Source organism: Rhodococcus sp. 15-725-2-2b, assembly GCF_002259075.1.
Classification (GTDB): domain Bacteria; phylum Actinomycetota; class Actinomycetes; order Mycobacteriales; family Mycobacteriaceae; genus Rhodococcoides.
Genome location: NZ_NPFL01000006.1, coordinates 424,801 through 441,600, shown reverse-complemented (window position 1 = coordinate 441,600; position 16,800 = coordinate 424,801). Strand labels below are relative to the sequence as shown.

The 16,800-nt window shown below is 66.3% G+C and carries 15 protein-coding genes; 6 read left to right on the top strand and 9 right to left on the bottom strand.

The annotated features are described in order from the left end of the window. Positions 1–17 precede the first annotated feature (17 nt). Together ggt and CH306_RS07815 are read right to left on the bottom strand one after the other, a co-directional pair. Entirely contained in the window at positions 18–1,949 is a 1,932-nt protein-coding gene (gene ggt, locus CH306_RS07820) for a gamma-glutamyltransferase (RefSeq protein ID WP_094646188.1), read from the bottom strand. Positions 1,950–1,970: 21 nt separating this feature from the next. Then, positions 1,971–4,202 (bottom strand): putative bifunctional diguanylate cyclase/phosphodiesterase, encoded by a 2,232-nt coding sequence (locus tag CH306_RS07815; RefSeq protein WP_094646187.1) that lies wholly within the window; start codon positions 4,200–4,202, stop codon positions 1,971–1,973. 198 nt (positions 4,203–4,400) lie between these two features. On the opposite strand from CH306_RS07815, the gene CH306_RS07810 reads away from it, so the two are divergent. Beyond that, positions 4,401–5,111: a Clp protease N-terminal domain-containing protein gene (locus tag CH306_RS07810; protein ID WP_179272817.1), complete on the top strand. Its 711-nt coding sequence runs from the start codon at positions 4,401–4,403 to the stop codon at positions 5,109–5,111. Here the strand turns inward: CH306_RS07810 and CH306_RS07805 are convergent. Further along, a complete protein-coding gene (locus CH306_RS07805; RefSeq protein ID WP_094646186.1) occupies positions 5,108–6,082 on the bottom strand; it encodes an NAD(P)/FAD-dependent oxidoreductase in 975 nt (324 codons plus the stop codon). The genes CH306_RS07810 and CH306_RS07805 overlap by 4 nt on opposite strands. Positions 6,083–6,346: 264 nt before the next feature. Between CH306_RS07805 and CH306_RS07800 the strand changes: the two genes are divergently transcribed. Continuing rightward, the gene (locus CH306_RS07800; RefSeq protein WP_032397313.1) at positions 6,347–6,562 is read left to right on the top strand and encodes a hypothetical protein; all 216 of its coding nucleotides are present in this window, start codon (positions 6,347–6,349) and stop codon (positions 6,560–6,562) included. On the opposite strand, the gene CH306_RS29020 is transcribed toward CH306_RS07800, so the two are convergent. Then, positions 6,559–6,726, bottom strand: coding sequence for a hypothetical protein (locus CH306_RS29020; RefSeq protein ID WP_176459194.1), 168 nt, complete (start codon positions 6,724–6,726; stop codon positions 6,559–6,561). The genes CH306_RS07800 and CH306_RS29020 overlap by 4 nt on opposite strands. A 253-nt stretch (positions 6,727–6,979) precedes the next feature. Between CH306_RS29020 and CH306_RS07795 the strand changes: the two genes are divergently transcribed. Further along, positions 6,980–7,891 carry an SGNH/GDSL hydrolase family protein gene (locus CH306_RS07795; RefSeq protein ID WP_256981087.1) on the top strand — a complete coding sequence of 304 codons (912 nt, stop codon included), beginning with the start codon at positions 6,980–6,982 and terminating at the stop codon, positions 7,889–7,891. A gap of 60 nt (positions 7,892–7,951) precedes the next feature. Next, positions 7,952–8,593, top strand: a complete 642-nt coding sequence (locus CH306_RS07790; RefSeq protein ID WP_045197604.1) for a LysE family translocator — start codon at positions 7,952–7,954, stop codon at positions 8,591–8,593. Here CH306_RS07790 and atzF read toward each other — a convergent pair. The 5 genes from atzF to CH306_RS07765 are packed head-to-tail and all read right to left on the bottom strand — an operon-like array spanning position 8,518 to position 15,245. Continuing rightward, positions 8,518–10,278: an allophanate hydrolase gene (gene atzF, locus CH306_RS07785; protein WP_094646184.1), complete on the bottom strand. Its 1,761-nt coding sequence runs from the start codon at positions 10,276–10,278 to the stop codon at positions 8,518–8,520. The two genes, CH306_RS07790 and atzF, sit on opposite strands and share 76 nt — an antisense overlap. Continuing rightward, positions 10,268–12,280, bottom strand: a complete 2,013-nt coding sequence (locus CH306_RS07780) for a 5-oxoprolinase/urea amidolyase family protein (protein WP_094646183.1) — start codon at positions 12,278–12,280, stop codon at positions 10,268–10,270. Before CH306_RS07780 ends, atzF begins: the two co-directional genes overlap by 11 nt. Beyond that, on the bottom strand, positions 12,277–12,921 hold the full coding sequence (locus CH306_RS07775) for an urea amidolyase associated protein UAAP2 (protein ID WP_032396865.1): 645 nt from the start codon (positions 12,919–12,921) through the stop codon (positions 12,277–12,279). The genes CH306_RS07780 and CH306_RS07775 overlap by 4 nt, the downstream gene beginning before the upstream one ends. Next, complete coding sequence (locus CH306_RS07770; RefSeq protein WP_094646182.1) at positions 12,903–13,691, bottom strand: urea amidolyase associated protein UAAP1; 789 nt, start codon at positions 13,689–13,691, stop codon at positions 12,903–12,905. The genes CH306_RS07775 and CH306_RS07770 overlap by 19 nt, the downstream gene beginning before the upstream one ends. 6 nt (positions 13,692–13,697) lie before the next feature. Continuing rightward, the gene (locus CH306_RS07765) at positions 13,698–15,245 is read right to left on the bottom strand and encodes an amino acid permease (protein WP_045197596.1); all 1,548 of its coding nucleotides are present in this window, start codon (positions 15,243–15,245) and stop codon (positions 13,698–13,700) included. 187 nt (positions 15,246–15,432) lie between these two features. Between CH306_RS07765 and CH306_RS07760 the strand changes: the two genes are divergently transcribed. After that, positions 15,433–16,134, top strand: a complete 702-nt coding sequence (locus CH306_RS07760; protein WP_094646181.1) for a TetR/AcrR family transcriptional regulator — start codon at positions 15,433–15,435, stop codon at positions 16,132–16,134. Continuing rightward, positions 16,131–16,796 carry an SDR family NAD(P)-dependent oxidoreductase gene (locus CH306_RS07755; RefSeq protein ID WP_045197593.1) on the top strand — a complete coding sequence of 222 codons (666 nt, stop codon included), beginning with the start codon at positions 16,131–16,133 and terminating at the stop codon, positions 16,794–16,796. Before CH306_RS07760 ends, CH306_RS07755 begins: the two co-directional genes overlap by 4 nt. Positions 16,797–16,800: the final 4 nt, after the last annotated feature.

Below are 16,800 nucleotides of genomic sequence, written 5' to 3'. Positions count from 1 at the left end.
GCTACCCGAGGTCGCGGCTATCCGCCGAGTACCTCACCCTCGCGGCGGGGGTCGGCTCCACCGATCCAGCCACCGTCGGTTCGCTGTAGCGCGCTCAGTCCACTGGACTGGTCTGCGACCGACACCTGGTGGCCCATCTCGCGGAGCGCCGCGACCACGGGATCGTTCTCGCCCGAGACGTTCGGGTGTTCGCCGCCGTAATTGGTCGACGGTGTGTTGGCCGCACCGAAGTCGACCATCGACACCGCCTGCTGCGGATCCATGCCCCAATCGAGCAGTCCCACCAATGTTTTGACGACGAACTGGATGATCACCGAACCACCGGGAGAGCCGGCGACGAGTACAAGATCGCCGCGCGCACCGTCGTCGCCCCGGTCGAAGACCAGCGTCGGAGCCATCGAGCTGCGCGGACGCTTGCCCGGCTCGACGCGGTTGGCCACCGGCGTGCCGTCCTCGGCCACCGGTGATGCCGCGAAGTCGGTGAGCTGATTGTTCAGCAGGAAGCCGTCGACCATGTGGAACGAGCCGAAGGCCGACTCGACGGTCGTCGTCATCGAGGCCGCGTTGCCCTGGCTGTCGACGACGGAGATGTGGCTGGTGCCGTACTCGGGATCGGTGGACGAGGCGAACTGCACCGGGCCGAAGTCGCCGGGCTGCGCTGTGCCCATGGACCTGCCCTCGTCGATCAGTCCTGCTCGCTCGCTGAGGTATTCGGGATCGAGCAGTGCATCGGGCGACCCACCGGGCAGGGGAACGAAGTCAGGATCGGCGACGTACTTGTCACGATCGGCGTAGGCGAGGCGCTCGGCCTCGGCGATCAGGTGCACGCCCTCGGCCGTCGGGGTTCCGCCGTTGGCGTCCATCCCCGTCGGCGCGTACTGCGCCAGATCGAAGTTCGACAGAATGCCCATCGTCGACGCCACCGCGATACCGCCCGAGGACGGTCCGGGCATCCCGCAGATGTCGTGATCGCGGTACTCGGTACACACGGCCGTACGGGTCTTGGGCTCGTACGCGGCGAGATCTTCCAGCGTGATCTGTCCCGGAGTGCGACCTGCGGTGGTGTCGGCGGTCGCATCGACGATGGCCTGCGCGATGTCACCGGTGTAGAAGGCGTCGGCACCACCGGTTGCGATGGCGGAGAGCGTCTTCGACATCGCCGGGTTGTTCAGAACCGTCCCGGCCGGCTTACCGGTGCCGTCCGGCTGCAGGAAGTACTCCTTGGACGCGGGATCGAGGGCGAGCTTCGGTGCCGAGTCGGCAATGGAGGACGCCATGCGCGGGCTGATCTCGATTCCGTTGTCGGCGAGACCGATTGCGGGCTGAAACAGGTCGCCCCACTGCTTGGTCCCGTGATCGTCGTGGGCCTGCTCGAGCATGCGCAGCACTCCAGGAACGCCGATCGACCGCCCGCTGGAACGGGCATCGGGTTGCGGCAGAGTGCGATTGACGTCGTCGATGTACCGCAGATAGTCCCCGGTGGCACTCATCGGAGCGGTCTCGCGGCCGTCGTAGCTCTGTACTTCACCGGTGGCCGCGTCGTAGTACATCAGGAAGGCTCCGCCGCCGATGCCCGAGGACTGCGGCTCGACGAGGCCGAGCACGGTCTGCGCAACGATCAGGGCGTCGGCCGCGGTGCCGCCGTCGCGCAGAACCGCACACGCGGCCTCGGTGGAGACCGGGTTGGCCGTCGAGACCGAGTACGAGGCGGTCTCCACCGGGCTCATGTTCGATCGATACCCTGTCGCCACTTCGGGATTGGTGGAGATGTCGCCCGAACTCGCGCTCGGCGTCGCGTTCACAGGCGTACCTCCACTGGCACCGAGGACACAGCTGTTCTCGGCCGCGGAGTCGGGATCGGTACTCTCGCCGCTACTGCACGCGGCGAGCGGCACCAGCAGCAGGGCACAGGCAAGGACAGTCGAGCGGTGCACTCCTATTGCAGACACCGCCCGACGCTAACATCCGGATCACCTGCCGGGACGGGTCTCGGCGGATTCGAGAAGCCAGTGTGCGACGGGTGCAGGTCTACCGAACAGAAAGCCCTGCGCGAAGCGGCATTCGAGAGCCTCGATGATCGCAGCCTGCTCCTCGGTCTCGACGCCCTCGGCCACCGTGGCCACCGGCAGCGCCGACGCCATGGCGACGATGGCGCGAATCAGCTGAGTGTCCGATTCCGAACTGCCGATCTCGTGAACGAAGGACTTGTCGATCTTCAGCAGCGCGATCGGCATCGCGCGCAGCCTGCTCAGCGAGGAGTAGCCGATACCGAAGTCGTCGAGAACGATGAGCACACCCATCGCGGCGAGTCGGTCGAGAACGCTCTTCGCCGTGCCCATGTCGTCGATCAGGACGCTCTCGGTGATCTCGAGGGCCAGATCTGCTCCGTGGAGGCCGTACGTGTCGAGTAGTCGGGCGACGATGACCGGCAACGAATCGTCTCGAAGCTGCAGCGGGGAGACGTTCACCGACATGGTGACTTTCTGCCCGTTGGAACGCAGTGTCACCAGATCGGATATCGAGGTGCGCAGCACCCATTCGCCGATCTCCTTGATGAGATTGGTCGATTCGGCGATCGGGATGAACTCGTTGGGGGTGCGCACTCGCCCCTGCCAGTTCCAGCGCACGAGTGCCTCGTAGACGACGGTGGTACGCGAGGTGGTTTCGATGATCGGCTGGTAGTACACCTCGAGCTCGCCGCGTCTGATCGCGCCGCGCAATGCGGTGGCGGTCTCGATCGCGGACGTCGCTCGCGCACGCAGCGACTCGTCGAAGAACGCGTACCGCGCCGCACCGAGCGATTTGGCGTGATACATCGCGGTGTCGGCCTCGCGGATGGCGTCGTGCAATCGGTCCGCGTCTGCGATTCCCACCGAGGCCGTGACGTATGCCGTCGCGGCGCTCAGGGGGAACGGCTCGTTCGTCCGATCGATGATGCGTCGGGCCAACGCTTCCGCTCCACCGCGATCGCGGCGGGTCAGCACGACGAACTCGTCACCGGCGTACCTGACCACGGTGTCGGTGGCACCGACTGCGGCGCGGATGCGTCCCGCTGCGGCGACGATGAGTTCGTCGCCGACGCGGTGGCCGTACGAGTCGTTGACCATCTTGAAGTTGTCGAGGTCGACGAACAGGACGCACGTGCGTCCCGGAGTCTGGGTCCGCTCGAGCCGGGTGAACTCCTCGTCGAGCATCGTGCGGTTCGGTAGGCCGGTCAACAGGTCGTGAGCGGCCAGGTATTTCGCGTGCTCCTCGCCGACCTGCACTCGGGTCAGCGCACGCTCGCCGCGTAGGAATGCGCCCACCAGGATCGATGCGAGCAACAGGGACCGGACGATCAGATCTCCGGTGGACACTGCCGAGCCCAGCAGCGGCACCGTGGCGCAGACGACCAGCAGCGTCACCACGAACACGACGCGGCGGCTGCTGTGCGCCGGTGCAGGAGTCTGCCGCTGCGAGACGGTGCGCATCGACGGATCGAGGGCGGCCATCGCCAGGGAGAGATACGCGAAGAGGTAGATGCCGTCGAGCAATCCCGAGGACGGAGCGTCGTCGGTGGTGGCCGCGAAGGCGTACGAGACGTCGCCGACCAGTGTCGCGACGAGTGCGATCAGGGCCCACTGCAGCGCAACGGTACGGGGCTTGGACGAGAACAGCAGGTAGGTGGTCAAGGTGATCAGCGCTGCGTCGATCGCCGGATACAAACCGTTGACCACCGTCGATGCCGATGAACGAGGAGATTCGAGGCCCGGGGAGATGAACAGCAACCACGACAGGAACAGGGTGCCGAGAAAGATCAGGCCGGCGTCGACGAGCGGAGTGATGTCGTCGATCGACTGACGATCTCGGATCCACCGCGAGAGTGCGTACCCGACGAGTGCGTACCCGGTCAGTGTGAACAGATCCGGCAGCAGCGGGAACGAATGACTCAGTGCGGTGGGATCGCTGCGCAGCGAGACCCCGAACATGAACAGCACCGAGGCACCGAACAGTGCCCACCAACAGCGCGAGTCGTCGGGACGGTATCGACGGATCGCGGCGCTGATGGCCAGTACCGAACCGACGGCGACGGTCGCGAGGACACCGGCCCGCACTCCGGCGTCGCCGAGAACGAAGACGGTGCTCGCGACGACGACCACTGCCACCAGTCCGGCGATCCGTTTGGTGTGCATGGCGAAGGGCGCAGCGACCTTCGTGTTCATCGAAGGACCTACTTCCTTCTCGCGCGTGGCGTTCGCATGGCTGTTCGCGGCACCTTCATCGGTGAATATACGTCTTTGCGCAGCGTGTTCGGGTACGAAGTCGGACCTGGCGGGCGAAGAACGTCAACAGATGTTGCGATTTCATCGCGGCGTCAACCAAGTGTTGACGATTTGGAGTCGTCAACCTAGGGTTGACGAATGACCGAACCATTGAAGATGTCCAACCCCGTCCGTCTCGACGACCTCATCGAGGCCATCGAGAAAGTGCACACCGATGCGCTCGACCAGCTTTCCGGCGCGGTGATCGCCGCCGATGCCCTCGGCGAGGTCGCCGATCACCTGATCGGACATTTCGTCGACCGAGCGCGTCGCTCCGGGGCGTCCTGGACTGCCATCGGTGCGTCCATGGGGGTCAGCAAGCAGGCGGTGCAGAAGCGCTTCGTCGCCAAGGGGGGCGACGGTCCCGCCGATCTCGATGCCAATCAGGGTTTCTCGCGCTTCACCCCGAGGGCTCGCAACGTGGTCGTCGGCGCGCAGAACGAGGCGCGGGCCGCCGCGAACGACCGAATCACGACCGGGCACCTGATTCTCGGCCTGCTCGGTGAACCCGAGGCAGTGGCCGTGAAACTGCTGGGCGCTCAGGGCCTCACGCCCGAACGGATCCGCACGGCAGTGGCTGCCACGCTACCGGAACCGGCGGATCCGCTGCCCGCCCTCATCCCGTTCGACGCGGGATCGAAGAAGGCTCTGGAGCTGACCTTCCGCGAGGCGCTTCGGTTGGGGCACAACTACATCGGTACCGAACACATTCTGCTGGCACTGCTGGAGAACGAGGACGCCACCCTCGCCGAGCTCGGAGTTCGCAAGCCGGCGATCGAGGAGGGCCTGGCGGCGGCCCTCGGTAGCTAGGAAGCGATCGCCTTCGCTCGTTCGACGGCCATGCGGACCTCTTCCTCGATCAGGTCACCGTTGATCGCGGCACCTGCCTTGACTCCGGCCGCGGACGCCGCCACCACGGTGTCCATCGGCGCGGCCACGTTGCCTGCAACCCACACCCCGGGCACCGATGTGGCACCGACGGGATCGGCCTCGACATACGTGCCGAGGACGTGATCGTTCATGACCATCTCGGTCGTGCCGATCCCGAGCGACACCAGGATGTCTGCGCGGGAGGTGAAGTTGGGGCCCACGACCAGCGCGTCCAGCCGGATCTGCGTGCCGCTCGCGAGGGTCACTCCGACGATGGCGTCGTTGTCGACATCGACCCGAGCGATCTCCTCGTCGACCACCTCGATGCCACGGGCGGCAAGTCGCTCGAGATCCGCCTGCGCCAATTCCGTTGCCGTGTGCGCGAACACGGTGACGTGCTCGGTGAGTTGACGCCACATCTGGGCCTGGTGCCCGACCATGGCGCTGCCGATGATGCCGATCCTGCGATCGCGTACCTCCCAGCCATGGCAGTACGGGCAGTGCAACACGTCGCGCCCCCAGCGACCGGCCAGGCCGGGTATGTCGGGCAGGACATCGGTGAGACCGGTGGTGACCAGGAGGCGGCGGCCGCGGACGACGGAACCGTCGGCGAGACTCACCTCGAACCCGGTGTCGGTGCGATTCGCGGACGTCGCGATGCCCTCGACGATGCGCGCGCCGTAGTGCCGCGCCTCGTCTCGGCCGAGTCGAACCAGCTCGAGAGGCGACTCCCCGTCGCGGGTGAGGTAGTTGTGGGAATGCGCTGCCGGAGCGTTGCGGGGATCGCCCGCGTCGACGATGGAAACGGAGCGTCGGGAACGGCCGAGAGCCACGGCGGCGCTGAGTCCGGCGACTCCGCCGCCGATGATGATCGCGTCGACCGGAGTGTGTCGATCGGTGTCTGTAGTCATGTGGACAGTGTCCGACAGAGGCTGTCGGTTGGCAAGAAATGTTGCCGTAGCAGCAAATGGTGAAAGCGAAAAATACCGCTCGGCGTGAAAGATCGCCCGAACTCGGTACATCGCCGGATTGTGATCGTGCCGACTGGCGTCGAGGCTGTGAGAGGTCGATGTAAGCGCGGATGCGCCGCTTGAACAGGGGGTTCGCTCGAGGTCTACTGGTCGGCAAGAATCGAGCCGGGGGGGCGTATGGGGCACTTCGAGATCGGAGAGACCGTGATCACGGTCCGCAATCTGGGCCACGTGCGGTGGCGCAGCGGAATCCCGAAGGGAACGGTGGGAATCGTCGTCGGCGTAGATTGGCTCGGCGATGCTCGCGTGAACTTCGCCGTCGACGAGTCGATGCGCACCCGAGGCGAGACGGTGGAACACATCGTTGCCGACGGCGACGTTCGCACGTTGCGGGCCGCTCCCCGCCGTCTGATCGGCTAGTTGCCTGCGGTTCGCTCGTCGTCGGTTGCCGGACCGGTTTCGACGGCTCCGCCTTCGCTCGACCAATCGTTGTCCTCGGCCGCTGCGGCCGGATCGGACGTCACATCCGGTTTTGCCTCGGGGGCAGTGTCGGCGTTCTTCTGGTCGTCGTTCTGGGTAGTCATGATGCGGGGGTACCCGCGCGGCACCGAAACAATCGTCGGCCCCGCGCGGGCGAGCGTTCCGGTGGTCTCTACAGCCCGAAGGGCAGCGTTCCCGGTGCCAGCTCGAAGCCGCTGCTACCAGCGGAAATGGAGCCGAAGCCGCTGAGGATCTGGTTGATGAACGCGGTGATCATGTAATTCCTCTGTTCGATGCGATGGACTGTATGTCCCGGACAACCCGGTCGAGATTACCGGCAGCTGTAGCGTCGAAGCTGTGAGGAGCCAGGGAATTATCGTCGGTCTTGCTGTGTCGGCCTGCGTACTGGCGGGCTGCTCCTCGAATTCACCGGTATCGCAAGCGCCCGCTGGATCGTCGGAAGCATCCGCTGGGTCGTCCGATGCGGCGGTGCCGGTGAACTACGTCGCGTTGGGTGATTCGGCCGCGTCCGGCCCACGGATCCCCGACCAGGTCGGCGCACCGGGTTGTCAGCAGTCCGACGCCAACTATCCGCACGTGCTCGTCGAGGAATTGGCCGTGGGCTCCTTCGTCGACGTCACCTGCTCGGGTGCCGTCACCGAGAACATCGTCTCCACTCCGCAGGGCACGTCCAGCGGTGAGGTACCGGTGCAACTCGATGCACTGAGCCCGGACACCGATCTGGTGACCGTCACGATCGGCGGCAACGACATCGGGCTGGTCTCGACGGCCGTGCAGTGCCTGACGTTCGCGGACACCTCGGCCACCAACGTCTGCAGGGACCGCCTCACCGCAGGCGGCGTCGACACCGTGGCCGCGGCGATCGCCGACAGCGCACCGAGCTGGGGTGCGATGCTCGACGCGGTGGCCGAGCGTGCGCCCGATGCGCGGATTCTCGTGGTCGGCTACGGCACCTACCTGCCGGACGGCGGCTGCTTCCCCACCCAACCGATGCTCCCCGAGGACGCCGACTACATCCAGGGCAGCATCACCGCCATGAACGAGGCCCTGCGGACCCAGGCCGAAGAGCACGGTGCCGAGTTCGTCGACACCGAGGCGCTGAGTGTCGGCCACGACGTGTGCGTGGCCCCCGATCAGCGGTACTTCGAGGGGGTCGTCCCGCAGAATCCTGCGGCACCGTTGCACCCGACGGCAGCCGGGATGGCAGCGATCGCCGACGGGGTGGCCACCCTCGTGCGTGCCGGATAGAGACCACGACACCGTAACTGGCTCTTCTCGGTCGGTACGTCGGCGTGAAGAGTTGTCCGCATGGTCTCGATTTCTGCTGTTCTCGGAGTGTTCGCCGTGGCTCTCGCGTTGGTTCTGACCCCGGGGCCCAACATGATCTACCTCGTCTCGCGGAGCATCTCGCAAGGGAAGCGGGCGGGACTGGTGTCGTTGGCAGGCGTCGCGCTCGGCTTCCTGGTCTATCTCACCGCCACCAATCTCGGCTTGGCAGCGGTGTTCTCGGCCGTGCCTGCGTTGTACACCGCGGTCAAGCTCGCCGGTGCCGCCTACCTCGCCTGGTTGGCTGTGCAGGCGCTGCGCGGTTCGGTGTCGGCCTTCGAACCGACCGAGCTGCAACAGGATTCGACCCGTCGGCTGTTCACGATGGGGTTGGTGACCAACCTACTGAACCCGAAGATCGCGATCATGTACATCTCGGTCATCCCGCAGTTCGTCGATCCCGCGGCCGGACACCTTCTGCTGCAGGGATTCACGCTCGGTGGCGTACAGATCGCCGTGGCAGTCGCGGTCAATCTGGCGATCGTGGTGCTGGCCGGATCGATCGCTCAGTTCCTGGCCGTTCGGCCCACGTGGCTGAGGGTGCAGCGCTACGTCATGGGCACGGTGCTCGGACTGCTCGCCGTGCGCGTGGCGACCGACGGAGGCAGACCGGTCCCGGCTTGAGCCCTGTATGCGCGCCAGCCGCCGAATTCGGTGACGTCGGTGCCGTTCTCGGCTGCGTCGTGCGCGCAGCAGAATCCGGTGACCCAGCGACCGTCGGACAACTCGACCGGACCCAGACCCATCGGCGCAGGCAATCCCGCGAGGAACGTTCCGAGGGCGGCGGCGGACATGCGATACAACTCTCCCGAGATGGGAGCGCCGTCGCCCGCACGCCGCACGAGACCGGGCTTGGGCGGGGTGGTGTGCAGATCCACGAGTCGGTAGTCCGCCGTGGTCGTCACCTCGCCGATGAAGCGTGCACCGCGATCGGTCAGCTGGTGGTGCACGGGAAAGCCGCGCAGGTGCGCTCCGACGGCCAACACCTCGATACCGTCGTCGATCAGCGACGGTGACGCGACGCCGCTCAACTGTGCAGCGAGGTCGATCGCGATCTGATCCTCGAATGCCGGCACCACGACCATGACGCCGAACGGGTTGCCGTCGTGCGTCGAGGCTCCGGGTACGGCCACCGCGGCCATGTCGAGCAGATTGCAGAAGTTGGTGAACGTACCGAGGCGTCGGTTGATGCCGACCGGATCCGATTGCACCGCAGCGATGCTCGGATGCTCGGTGGTGGTGGGCAACAGCAGGCCGTCGAACCCGTTCAGGAGTGCGCGGGCCGCGGTCTCGGCTCCGGCGAGAGCGGCGAGATCGTCGACGTACCGGTGTGCGGACGGCGTTGCCGCCGAGCGAACGATCGCGGACACCGTGGGATCGGCACCGGCAGGCGCGGTGTCGAGGAACTCTCCGACGGCCGAATACCGCTGGGCCACAATCGCTCCGTCGTACAGCAGTGTTGCCGCGTCCAGCAGCGTCGAGATGTCGACCTCGGCGTGGGCAATACCTTTCTCTGCCAGGCCGGCCACCGTCGCCTCGAATGCCCGACGGTACGCCGGACTCAGCGATGTCAGATCCTCACCTCGTGGGACGGCGACGCGGGACTGCGGGGACGCGGCGAGCCGTACGTCGGAAGGCCAGGCCCGGCTGCGTGGATCGGTGGCGGTGGGCCCGGTCATGACTTTCATCGCCGCAGTGGCACTGTCCAGATCGCGCGCGAGAACTGTGACGCAGTCGTAGTCGGCGCAGGCGGGCACGACGCCGGTGTTCGGCACGATACCCAGTGAGCTCTTGATGCCCACCAGGCCGTGGAAGGCTGCGGGCACTCGACCCGATCCGGCCGTGTCGGTGCCGATTCCGATGTCCGCGATGCCCAGTGCCACCGCGACGGCGGAACCGGAGCTCGAGCCTCCCGAGATCAGTGTCGGATCCCAGGCGCAGCGGACCGCGCCGTAGGGGCTGCGGGTGCCGACCAGTCCGGTGGCGAACTGGTCCAGGTTGGTCTTGCCGAGCACCAGTGCGCCCTGGCTCGTCAGTCGCTCGACGGCGACGGCGGAAATGCCGGGTGTGTAGGCGAATTCGGGGCATGCTGCGGTGGTGGGCAGGCCGGCGACGTCGATGTTGTCCTTGACTGCGACGAGTACTCCGGCGAGCGGTAGATCCGCACCGGCCGCGACCGCCTCGTCGAGGGCGACGGCCTCGGCCAGCACGTCGTCCTCGTCACGCAGGGTGATCCACACCTCCGGCCGATCGACCTCGGCAATTCGCTTGTATGCCTGCAGAACTCGTTCTCGTACCTCAGGCTGCATCGGTCCTGCCTTTCATCGTATCGAATTCGCCTGCTGCCGACCATGCGTCGCGTTCGGCACCGAAGGCGACGGCCTGCGTCGCGCGGAACTCGGCGATGGAGTCCGCGTTGGTGTCCAGGAAGTTCTCGTGCTCGGCGAGGGAGAACTCACCGTCGGTGATCTGCACTCCGCCGCCGCGGCCGGCCGCCAGATCTGCGCGCAGGTCCATCAGTTCCTCGGGTTCGACCGGGTACCAGGAGATTCGGTCGAAGAACCGGAGCAGCCACGGGGTGCCTTCCTCGAACGGTCCGCCGCTGTAGGCGGCACTGTGGTTCCACACCTGCGTGGTTCGTCCGACGAACTGGTAGCCGCCGGGACCTTCCATGCCGTAGATGCACAGGTACGCTCCGCCGATACCGACGGCGTTCTCCGGCGTCCACGTGCGCGCCGGGTTGTACTTGGTCGTCACCAGTCGGTGCCGCGGATCCAACGGTGTCGCCACCGGTGCGCCCAGGTACACGTCACCGAGACCGAGGACCATGTAGTCGGCGGCGAAGACGGTGTCGAACACCTCTGCCACCGAATCGAGTCCGTTCATCCGCCGGATGAATTCGATGTTCCAGGGGCACCACGGGGCGTCGGCGCGCACACCGTGCATGTAGCGCTGGATGGCCTCGCGGGTCGAGGGGTCGTCCCACGAGAGCGGCAGCCGAACCTGGCGGCTGGGGACCACGAGCTCCGAGGCCGCGGGTAGTTCGTTCTCGACCTCGGACAGCAGACCCATCAACGAATCGATGGACAGTACATCGGGATTCACCTTCACCTGCAACGAGCGGATCCCGGGAGTCAGGTCCACCAGGCCACGGGGCGCGAGGGCCTCGACGCGCTGATGGAGGGCATGCACCCGGGCGCGCAGGGCCAGATCGAGTTTCATGTCGCCGTACTCGACGAGCACGTTGTCGTCGCCCGAGCGACGGTAGGTGACGCACGTATCGGCGTCGCGTCGAGCGATCACTCCGTCGTCGCCGTCGCCGCCTGCGGAGAACACCGCGGGCAGAGACGCGCGGCGAGCGAGACCGAGTGAACCCAGCGGCGCCGTGGACGCGGCCTTCACGGGAACGAATCGGATGGTGTCGCCCGGCCTCAGTTGACCGAGCTTCCAGCGTTCGGCGGCCACGACGGTGACGGGGCAGACGAAGCCGCCCAGGCTCGGACCGTCGGGTCCGAGCAGGATCGGGGTATCGCCGGTGAAGTCCAACGCCCCGACGCTGTAGGCGTTGTCGTGGATGTTCGACGGGTGCAGTCCGGCCTCGCCGCCGTCGGGCCGAGCCCACTGTGGCCTCGGTCCGATCAGTCGGACTCCGGTGCGATCGGAGTTGAAGTGCACCTCGTAGCGGGTGGCGTAGAGGGTGTCGATGTCGTCGCGGGTGAAGAACTCCGGTGCGCCGTGTGGGCCCTCGGTGACGGCGATGTCCCAGCTCGACGTCAGCACCGGCAGGTGTTCCATGGGAATCGGACCGAGAACGGCGGGGTTGTCGGAGCGGCCGGCCAGTGCGATGACGTCGCCCTCGCCGAGCACGCCGCCGCGATGTCCGCCGAACTTGCCGAGTGTGAACGTCGCTGCACTGCCGAGGTAGTCGTCGACATCGAAGCCGCCCTGGACGAGCACGTAGACCCGCAGACCCGCACCGGTGGTGGTGCCGACATCGAGGGTGGCACCGGCGGGTACCAGGACCGGCTTCCACTGCGGGGCCGCGCGGCCGTCGATGCGCACCGGTACCGCGGCACCGGTGACGCAGACGTAGGTGTCGGCATCGAACGTCAATGCCGGCCCGGCCATGGTGGATTCGAGTCCCGGAGTGCCCTCGGGGTTGCCCAGGGCGACGTTGCCGAGCCGGAACGACAGGTCGTCCATCGGTCCCGATGGCGGTACGCCCACCTTCCAGTACCCGATGCGGCCCGGCCAGTCCTGCACCGTGGTGAGCATTCCCGGCCGGTGGACTGTCATCTTGGTCGCCTTCATGCCCCCGCCGACTCTCGCGTCACGATCATCCGGACCGCAGTGGGGTCGAATCCGTTGCAGGGGTTGTTGATCTGTGGGCAATTGGAGACGAGCACGAGGGTGTCGATCTCGGCACGCAGTGAGAGTTTCTTCCCGGGAGCCGAGAGACCGTCGACGATGCCGAGGGTCCCGTCGGCGTCGACGGGCACGTTCATGAAGAAATTGATGTTGGGTGCCAGATCTCGCTTGCCGAGGCCCCACTTGGATCCCTCGATCAGGAAGTTCTCGACGCAGGCGTGCTGGTGCTGAGTGTGGTGGCCGTAGCGCAGGGTGTTCGACTCCTTGGAGCAGGCACCGCCGACGGTGTCGTGGTTGCCGACCTCGTCGTCCACGATCGTCATCAGCGGCGTCGAGTCATCGCTGCGCAGAACGGAACCGGTGGTGAGGAACAGGTTCTGTTGCGCGGAGACCGTCGCGGCGGCGGAGTATCGGATGGAACGATCGTGCGCGCCGTACAGCAGAGTGTCGACGGCTTGATTGCCGTACAGGTCGACGATCGTCAGGATGTCACCGGCTTCGACCACGGCGGACCACGGACCGAAAGCGGGGGCGATCTCGTCTTTCACGATCACTGCACTGGTGGTCACTGTGCTGCCTTCCATGCGTCCTCGGTGTTCTGCACTGCGCGTTGATATTCGGGTTCGGTGTTGTCGAGCGTGAGCAGCTCCTCCGGTGCCCGCCAGGCCAACACGTCGAGGGCGGTGGTGGGGAATTCGGACCTCGGGTCGAGTGGGTGAGCGGTGTTGGCGAGCAACACGATCACCGGCAGGTGGATCAGCAGATCCACCGACTTGCCCGCTCCTGCGGATCCGGTGCTGACCAGAGCGCCGTCGGCGGCGACGGTGACGCCGTGGAAGAACGACAGGGACGGCGCGACGTCCCGCGGTTCGAGTCCGTGCTTGGCCGCGGCGAGGGTGAACAGTTCTCGACCGGCCGGAGCCGACGAATGTGGTCCGCTGTCTCCGTATTTGGCGACGTTGGTAGCGGTCGAGGTGGTGCCGCACAGTGCGTCGTGGCGGCCGGAGGTGTCGCCGACGACGGTGGCCAGAACACGGCCCTGGTCCGAGAGCAGGGGATGACCCGAGCTCAGATACGCCTGCCACGGCACCTTGACGGTGTCGGCGGTGTTGAGCCGTTCCCATGGTGCGTCGGCGCGGTACAGCAGCAGATTGGCGCAGGCGTCACCGTTCACGTCGACGAGGCGCAGCCGGGTTCCGCGAGCGAGGACCTTGGTGGTGTAGCTGCCGCCGGGGACCGACTCGGCCCAGGTGAGTTCCGAGATGCCCTCCGGCGCAGTGGGTGCAGGCGCGACGGTGGCCTGGGATCGTGCGTGTTCCTTGGCCGAGTGGGTGGTTGCGGTTGCCGTGCTCATGGTGATTCAGGCTCCGATCGTGACGGGCTTGGGGTGGGCTTTGCCGCGGGGCAGGCAGGCGATGCCCACGACGATCACGGCGAGGACGGTCAGTGGTGCGGCCCATCGCAGGATGGGGAATTCGCCGGTGGGGTCGAAGATCTCGGCGCGGGGCCACGACAGGTTGATCACCATCAGTCCGCCGTACAGGACCGCTGCGATGTTGACGGGCAGGCCGAGGCGGCCGAGGGTGAAGAGCTTCTCGCCGTCGCTGTCCTTCTGCACTCCGCCGTGCGGCCATCCCTTGAGCCGCTGGATCAGCAACGGGACGGTCACCATCATGTAGGCGAGGTAGATCAACACGATGCAGACGCTGGACAGCGTGGTGAAGATCGCGGAGTTGCCGACGTTGACGGCCAGGATCGCAACGCAGGCCACGCCGATCAGAACCGACGGTGCGATGGGGGTTCCGGTGCGCGAGTTGACCTTCGCCAGCGCTGCCGATGCGGGCAGTCGTCCGTCCCGGGCCATGGAGAACATCAGCCGCGATGCCGCGGTCTGGATGGCGAGGGTGCAGATGAACACGGCGATGGCGACGTCGATCAGCAGGACCTTGCCCCACGGTGAGGTGAGGATCGAGTCGATGACGTACGGAAGCCCCTGTGTCGCAAGCTGACCGTCGGTCAGGCTCGGTGCGGCCATCAGGGCACCGACGATCATCAGGCCACCGCCCAGTGCCGAGGCGGACAGTGCAAGGCGGATGGTGCGGGGCGCGACGCGTCGGGGATTGCGGGTCTCCTCGGCCAGTTCGCCTGCCGAGCCGAAGCCGACCATGACATAGGCGGCCATCAGGCCCGAGACGATCCAGGCCCCGATGTAGCCGGGATCGGCTCCGGCACTTCCGGTATCGAACACCACCTGTGGTCCGCGTTCGGCGTGGGTGAAGAACACCAGGACCAGGGCGATGACTCCGACGATCTCACAGGTGACGCCGATGCTGTTGATCCGCGACATCCAGTTCACGCCGATGCAGTTGATGGTGGTGGTGAGCACCAGCAGAATCGAGCCGAGCACAACGGCATTGGCGGCACCGCTCGGTGAGGTGAGTGCGGTGTCCTCGCCGATCAGCTGGAATCCGCCCCAGATGCTGGGAAGTACCACCTGCAGGGCGATGGCGGCGGCCGAGGCGGTGACGATCTGCGCGATGATCATGAACCAACCCGCGAACCACCCGACCAGCTCACCACCCATGCGCCGCGACCAGTGGTAGATCGCGCCCGAGATGGGATAGCGGGCAGCGAGTTCGGCGAAGTTCAGAGCCACCATGAACTGGCCGAGGAACACCAGCGGCCAGGTGAGGAAGAAGGCGGGGCCGCCGAAGCTGAAGCCGAGTCCGAAGAGCTGGAAGATGGTGGTCAGAATCGAGACGAACGAGAAGCCGGCCGCGAAGGACGCGTACTTGCCGAGGCTGCGATGGAGCTGCTGGTCGTAGCCCAGGGCGGCCAGGTCCGAATGATCCGAGGTGGCGGGTGATTCGGACCCCTGACCCGACGCGGGCAGTGTGGTCGAGCTCATGTGATCTCCTACGGGCGAGGTGGGTGGATGAGTGACCCCGCTGCATCGCCGAGGCGGGTTTTCTGTCAGTTGATAGTTTTCGGCACGGTCGTTCCCGGATCGTGTCCGTCGTGCAACAAGCTCGTTTCGTCTATTTCGATCAGATGACAGAAATCTCACCGTCATATCGACCTGACAGGATGCAGTCATGACCGGAGCAGGCAGGCCAAGGCTGAGTACGAAGAAGCGGCCCGGCGACACCGCTCGCGAGGAGATACTCGACGCCGCGGCCGAACTGTTCACCACTCGCGGCTTCACCAACACCTCGACTCGCGTCATCGCCGAGGCCGTCGGATTACGTCAGGCCTCGCTCTACCACCACTTCGCGACCAAGGACGACATCCTCGACGCACTGCTCAGCGGAACGGTCGACGCACCGCTGGCCGTCGCGCAGCGCATCCGAGACTCACAGGCCGAGCCCGCGACCCAGATGTACGCACTCGCCTACTTCGACTCCGGCCAACTCGGTGCGTCCACCTGGAATCTCGGCGCGCTCTATCTGCTGCCCGAGCTGCGCAGCGAACGCTTCGAGACTTTCCGCGACCATCGCTACACGCTCATGGGCCTGTATGCGGCGATCGCGTCGGACACGCTCGATCAACTCGACGCCGAGCGCCGTCCGGGGACGGAGGACCTGCCGTTTCGACTGGTGGAGACCGTGGTGAACGCGCGGGCCGATCGTGAGAACGGCCGGAGCGACCCGACAGCCGATGCCGCCGGTATCGCCGCAGCCGCACTGCGTGTGCTCGGCTGGACCGGCGATGTCACGGCGCTGCACGAGAGCGCAGAGGCCCTGCTCGAGTCGGTCGTCGGAATAGTCGAGGATGGACTCGCCTTGCACAGGTCATGACTTCCATAGCAATTGTCGGAGCAGGTGCAGGTCTCGGAGCAGCGGTGGCGCGCAAGTTCGGCGCGCAGGGTTTCTCGGTCGGCCTCATCTCCCGAAACCAGGCCCGTGTCGACGCTCTGGCCGATCAGCTCGCCGCCGACGGTATCTCCGCGAAGGGCTTCGTCGCCGACGTGCGTGACCCGGCCTCGATCGCCGCAGCGCTCGAGCAGGTCACCGAAACGCTCGGGCCCATCGAGGTGCTGCAGTACAGCCCCCTTCCGCAGAAGGACTTCATGCGGCCGGTGCTCGAGACCACCCCGGCCGACATGGTCGGCCCGGTCGAGTTCTCGATCTACGGACCGATCGCCGCCGTCCACCAGGTGCTCCCGGGCATGCGGTTTCTCGGCGAGAACAAGGGCACGATCCTATTCGTCAACGGCGGCTCCGCAGTCAAGCCGGGTCGCACCGTCACCGGCACGTCCATCGCGTTCGCCGGCCAGGCAGCCTACGCGCAGTTGCTCAACGAGGAGCTGGCCGAAGAGGGAATCCAGGTGTCGCAGTTGATCATCGGTGGTGCCATCGACGGTAGCGACCCGAGGAAGAGCCCCGAGGCTCTCGCCGAGCAGCTGTGGAGCCTGCACACCGGGCGCGACACGTTCCGGGTTCAGATCGCTACGGATTAGGGTT

Coding starts and splice junctions, on each gene's coding strand:
- CH306_RS07765 (WP_045197596.1), bottom strand. CDS start 15,245: ATGAGCTCGACCACACTGCCCGCGTCGGGTCAGGGGTCCGAATCACCC.
- CH306_RS07755 (WP_045197593.1), top strand. CDS start 16,131: ATGACTTCCATAGCAATTGTCGGAGCAGGTGCAGGTCTCGGAGCAGCG.
- CH306_RS07805 (WP_094646186.1), bottom strand. CDS start 6,082: ATGACTACAGACACCGATCGACACACTCCGGTCGACGCGATCATCATC.
- CH306_RS07760 (WP_094646181.1), top strand. CDS start 15,433: ATGACCGGAGCAGGCAGGCCAAGGCTGAGTACGAAGAAGCGGCCCGGC.
- CH306_RS07810 (WP_179272817.1), top strand. CDS start 4,401: ATGACCGAACCATTGAAGATGTCCAACCCCGTCCGTCTCGACGACCTC.
- CH306_RS07815 (WP_094646187.1), bottom strand. CDS start 4,202: ATGAACACGAAGGTCGCTGCGCCCTTCGCCATGCACACCAAACGGATC.
- CH306_RS07790 (WP_045197604.1), top strand. CDS start 7,952: ATGGTCTCGATTTCTGCTGTTCTCGGAGTGTTCGCCGTGGCTCTCGCG.
- CH306_RS07775 (WP_032396865.1), bottom strand. CDS start 12,921: ATGGAAGGCAGCACAGTGACCACCAGTGCAGTGATCGTGAAAGACGAG.
- CH306_RS29020 (WP_176459194.1), bottom strand. CDS start 6,726: ATGACTACCCAGAACGACGACCAGAAGAACGCCGACACTGCCCCCGAG.
- CH306_RS07780 (WP_094646183.1), bottom strand. CDS start 12,280: ATGAAGGCGACCAAGATGACAGTCCACCGGCCGGGAATGCTCACCACG.
- CH306_RS07770 (WP_094646182.1), bottom strand. CDS start 13,691: ATGAGCACGGCAACCGCAACCACCCACTCGGCCAAGGAACACGCACGA.
- atzF (WP_094646184.1), bottom strand. CDS start 10,278: ATGCAGCCTGAGGTACGAGAACGAGTTCTGCAGGCATACAAGCGAATT.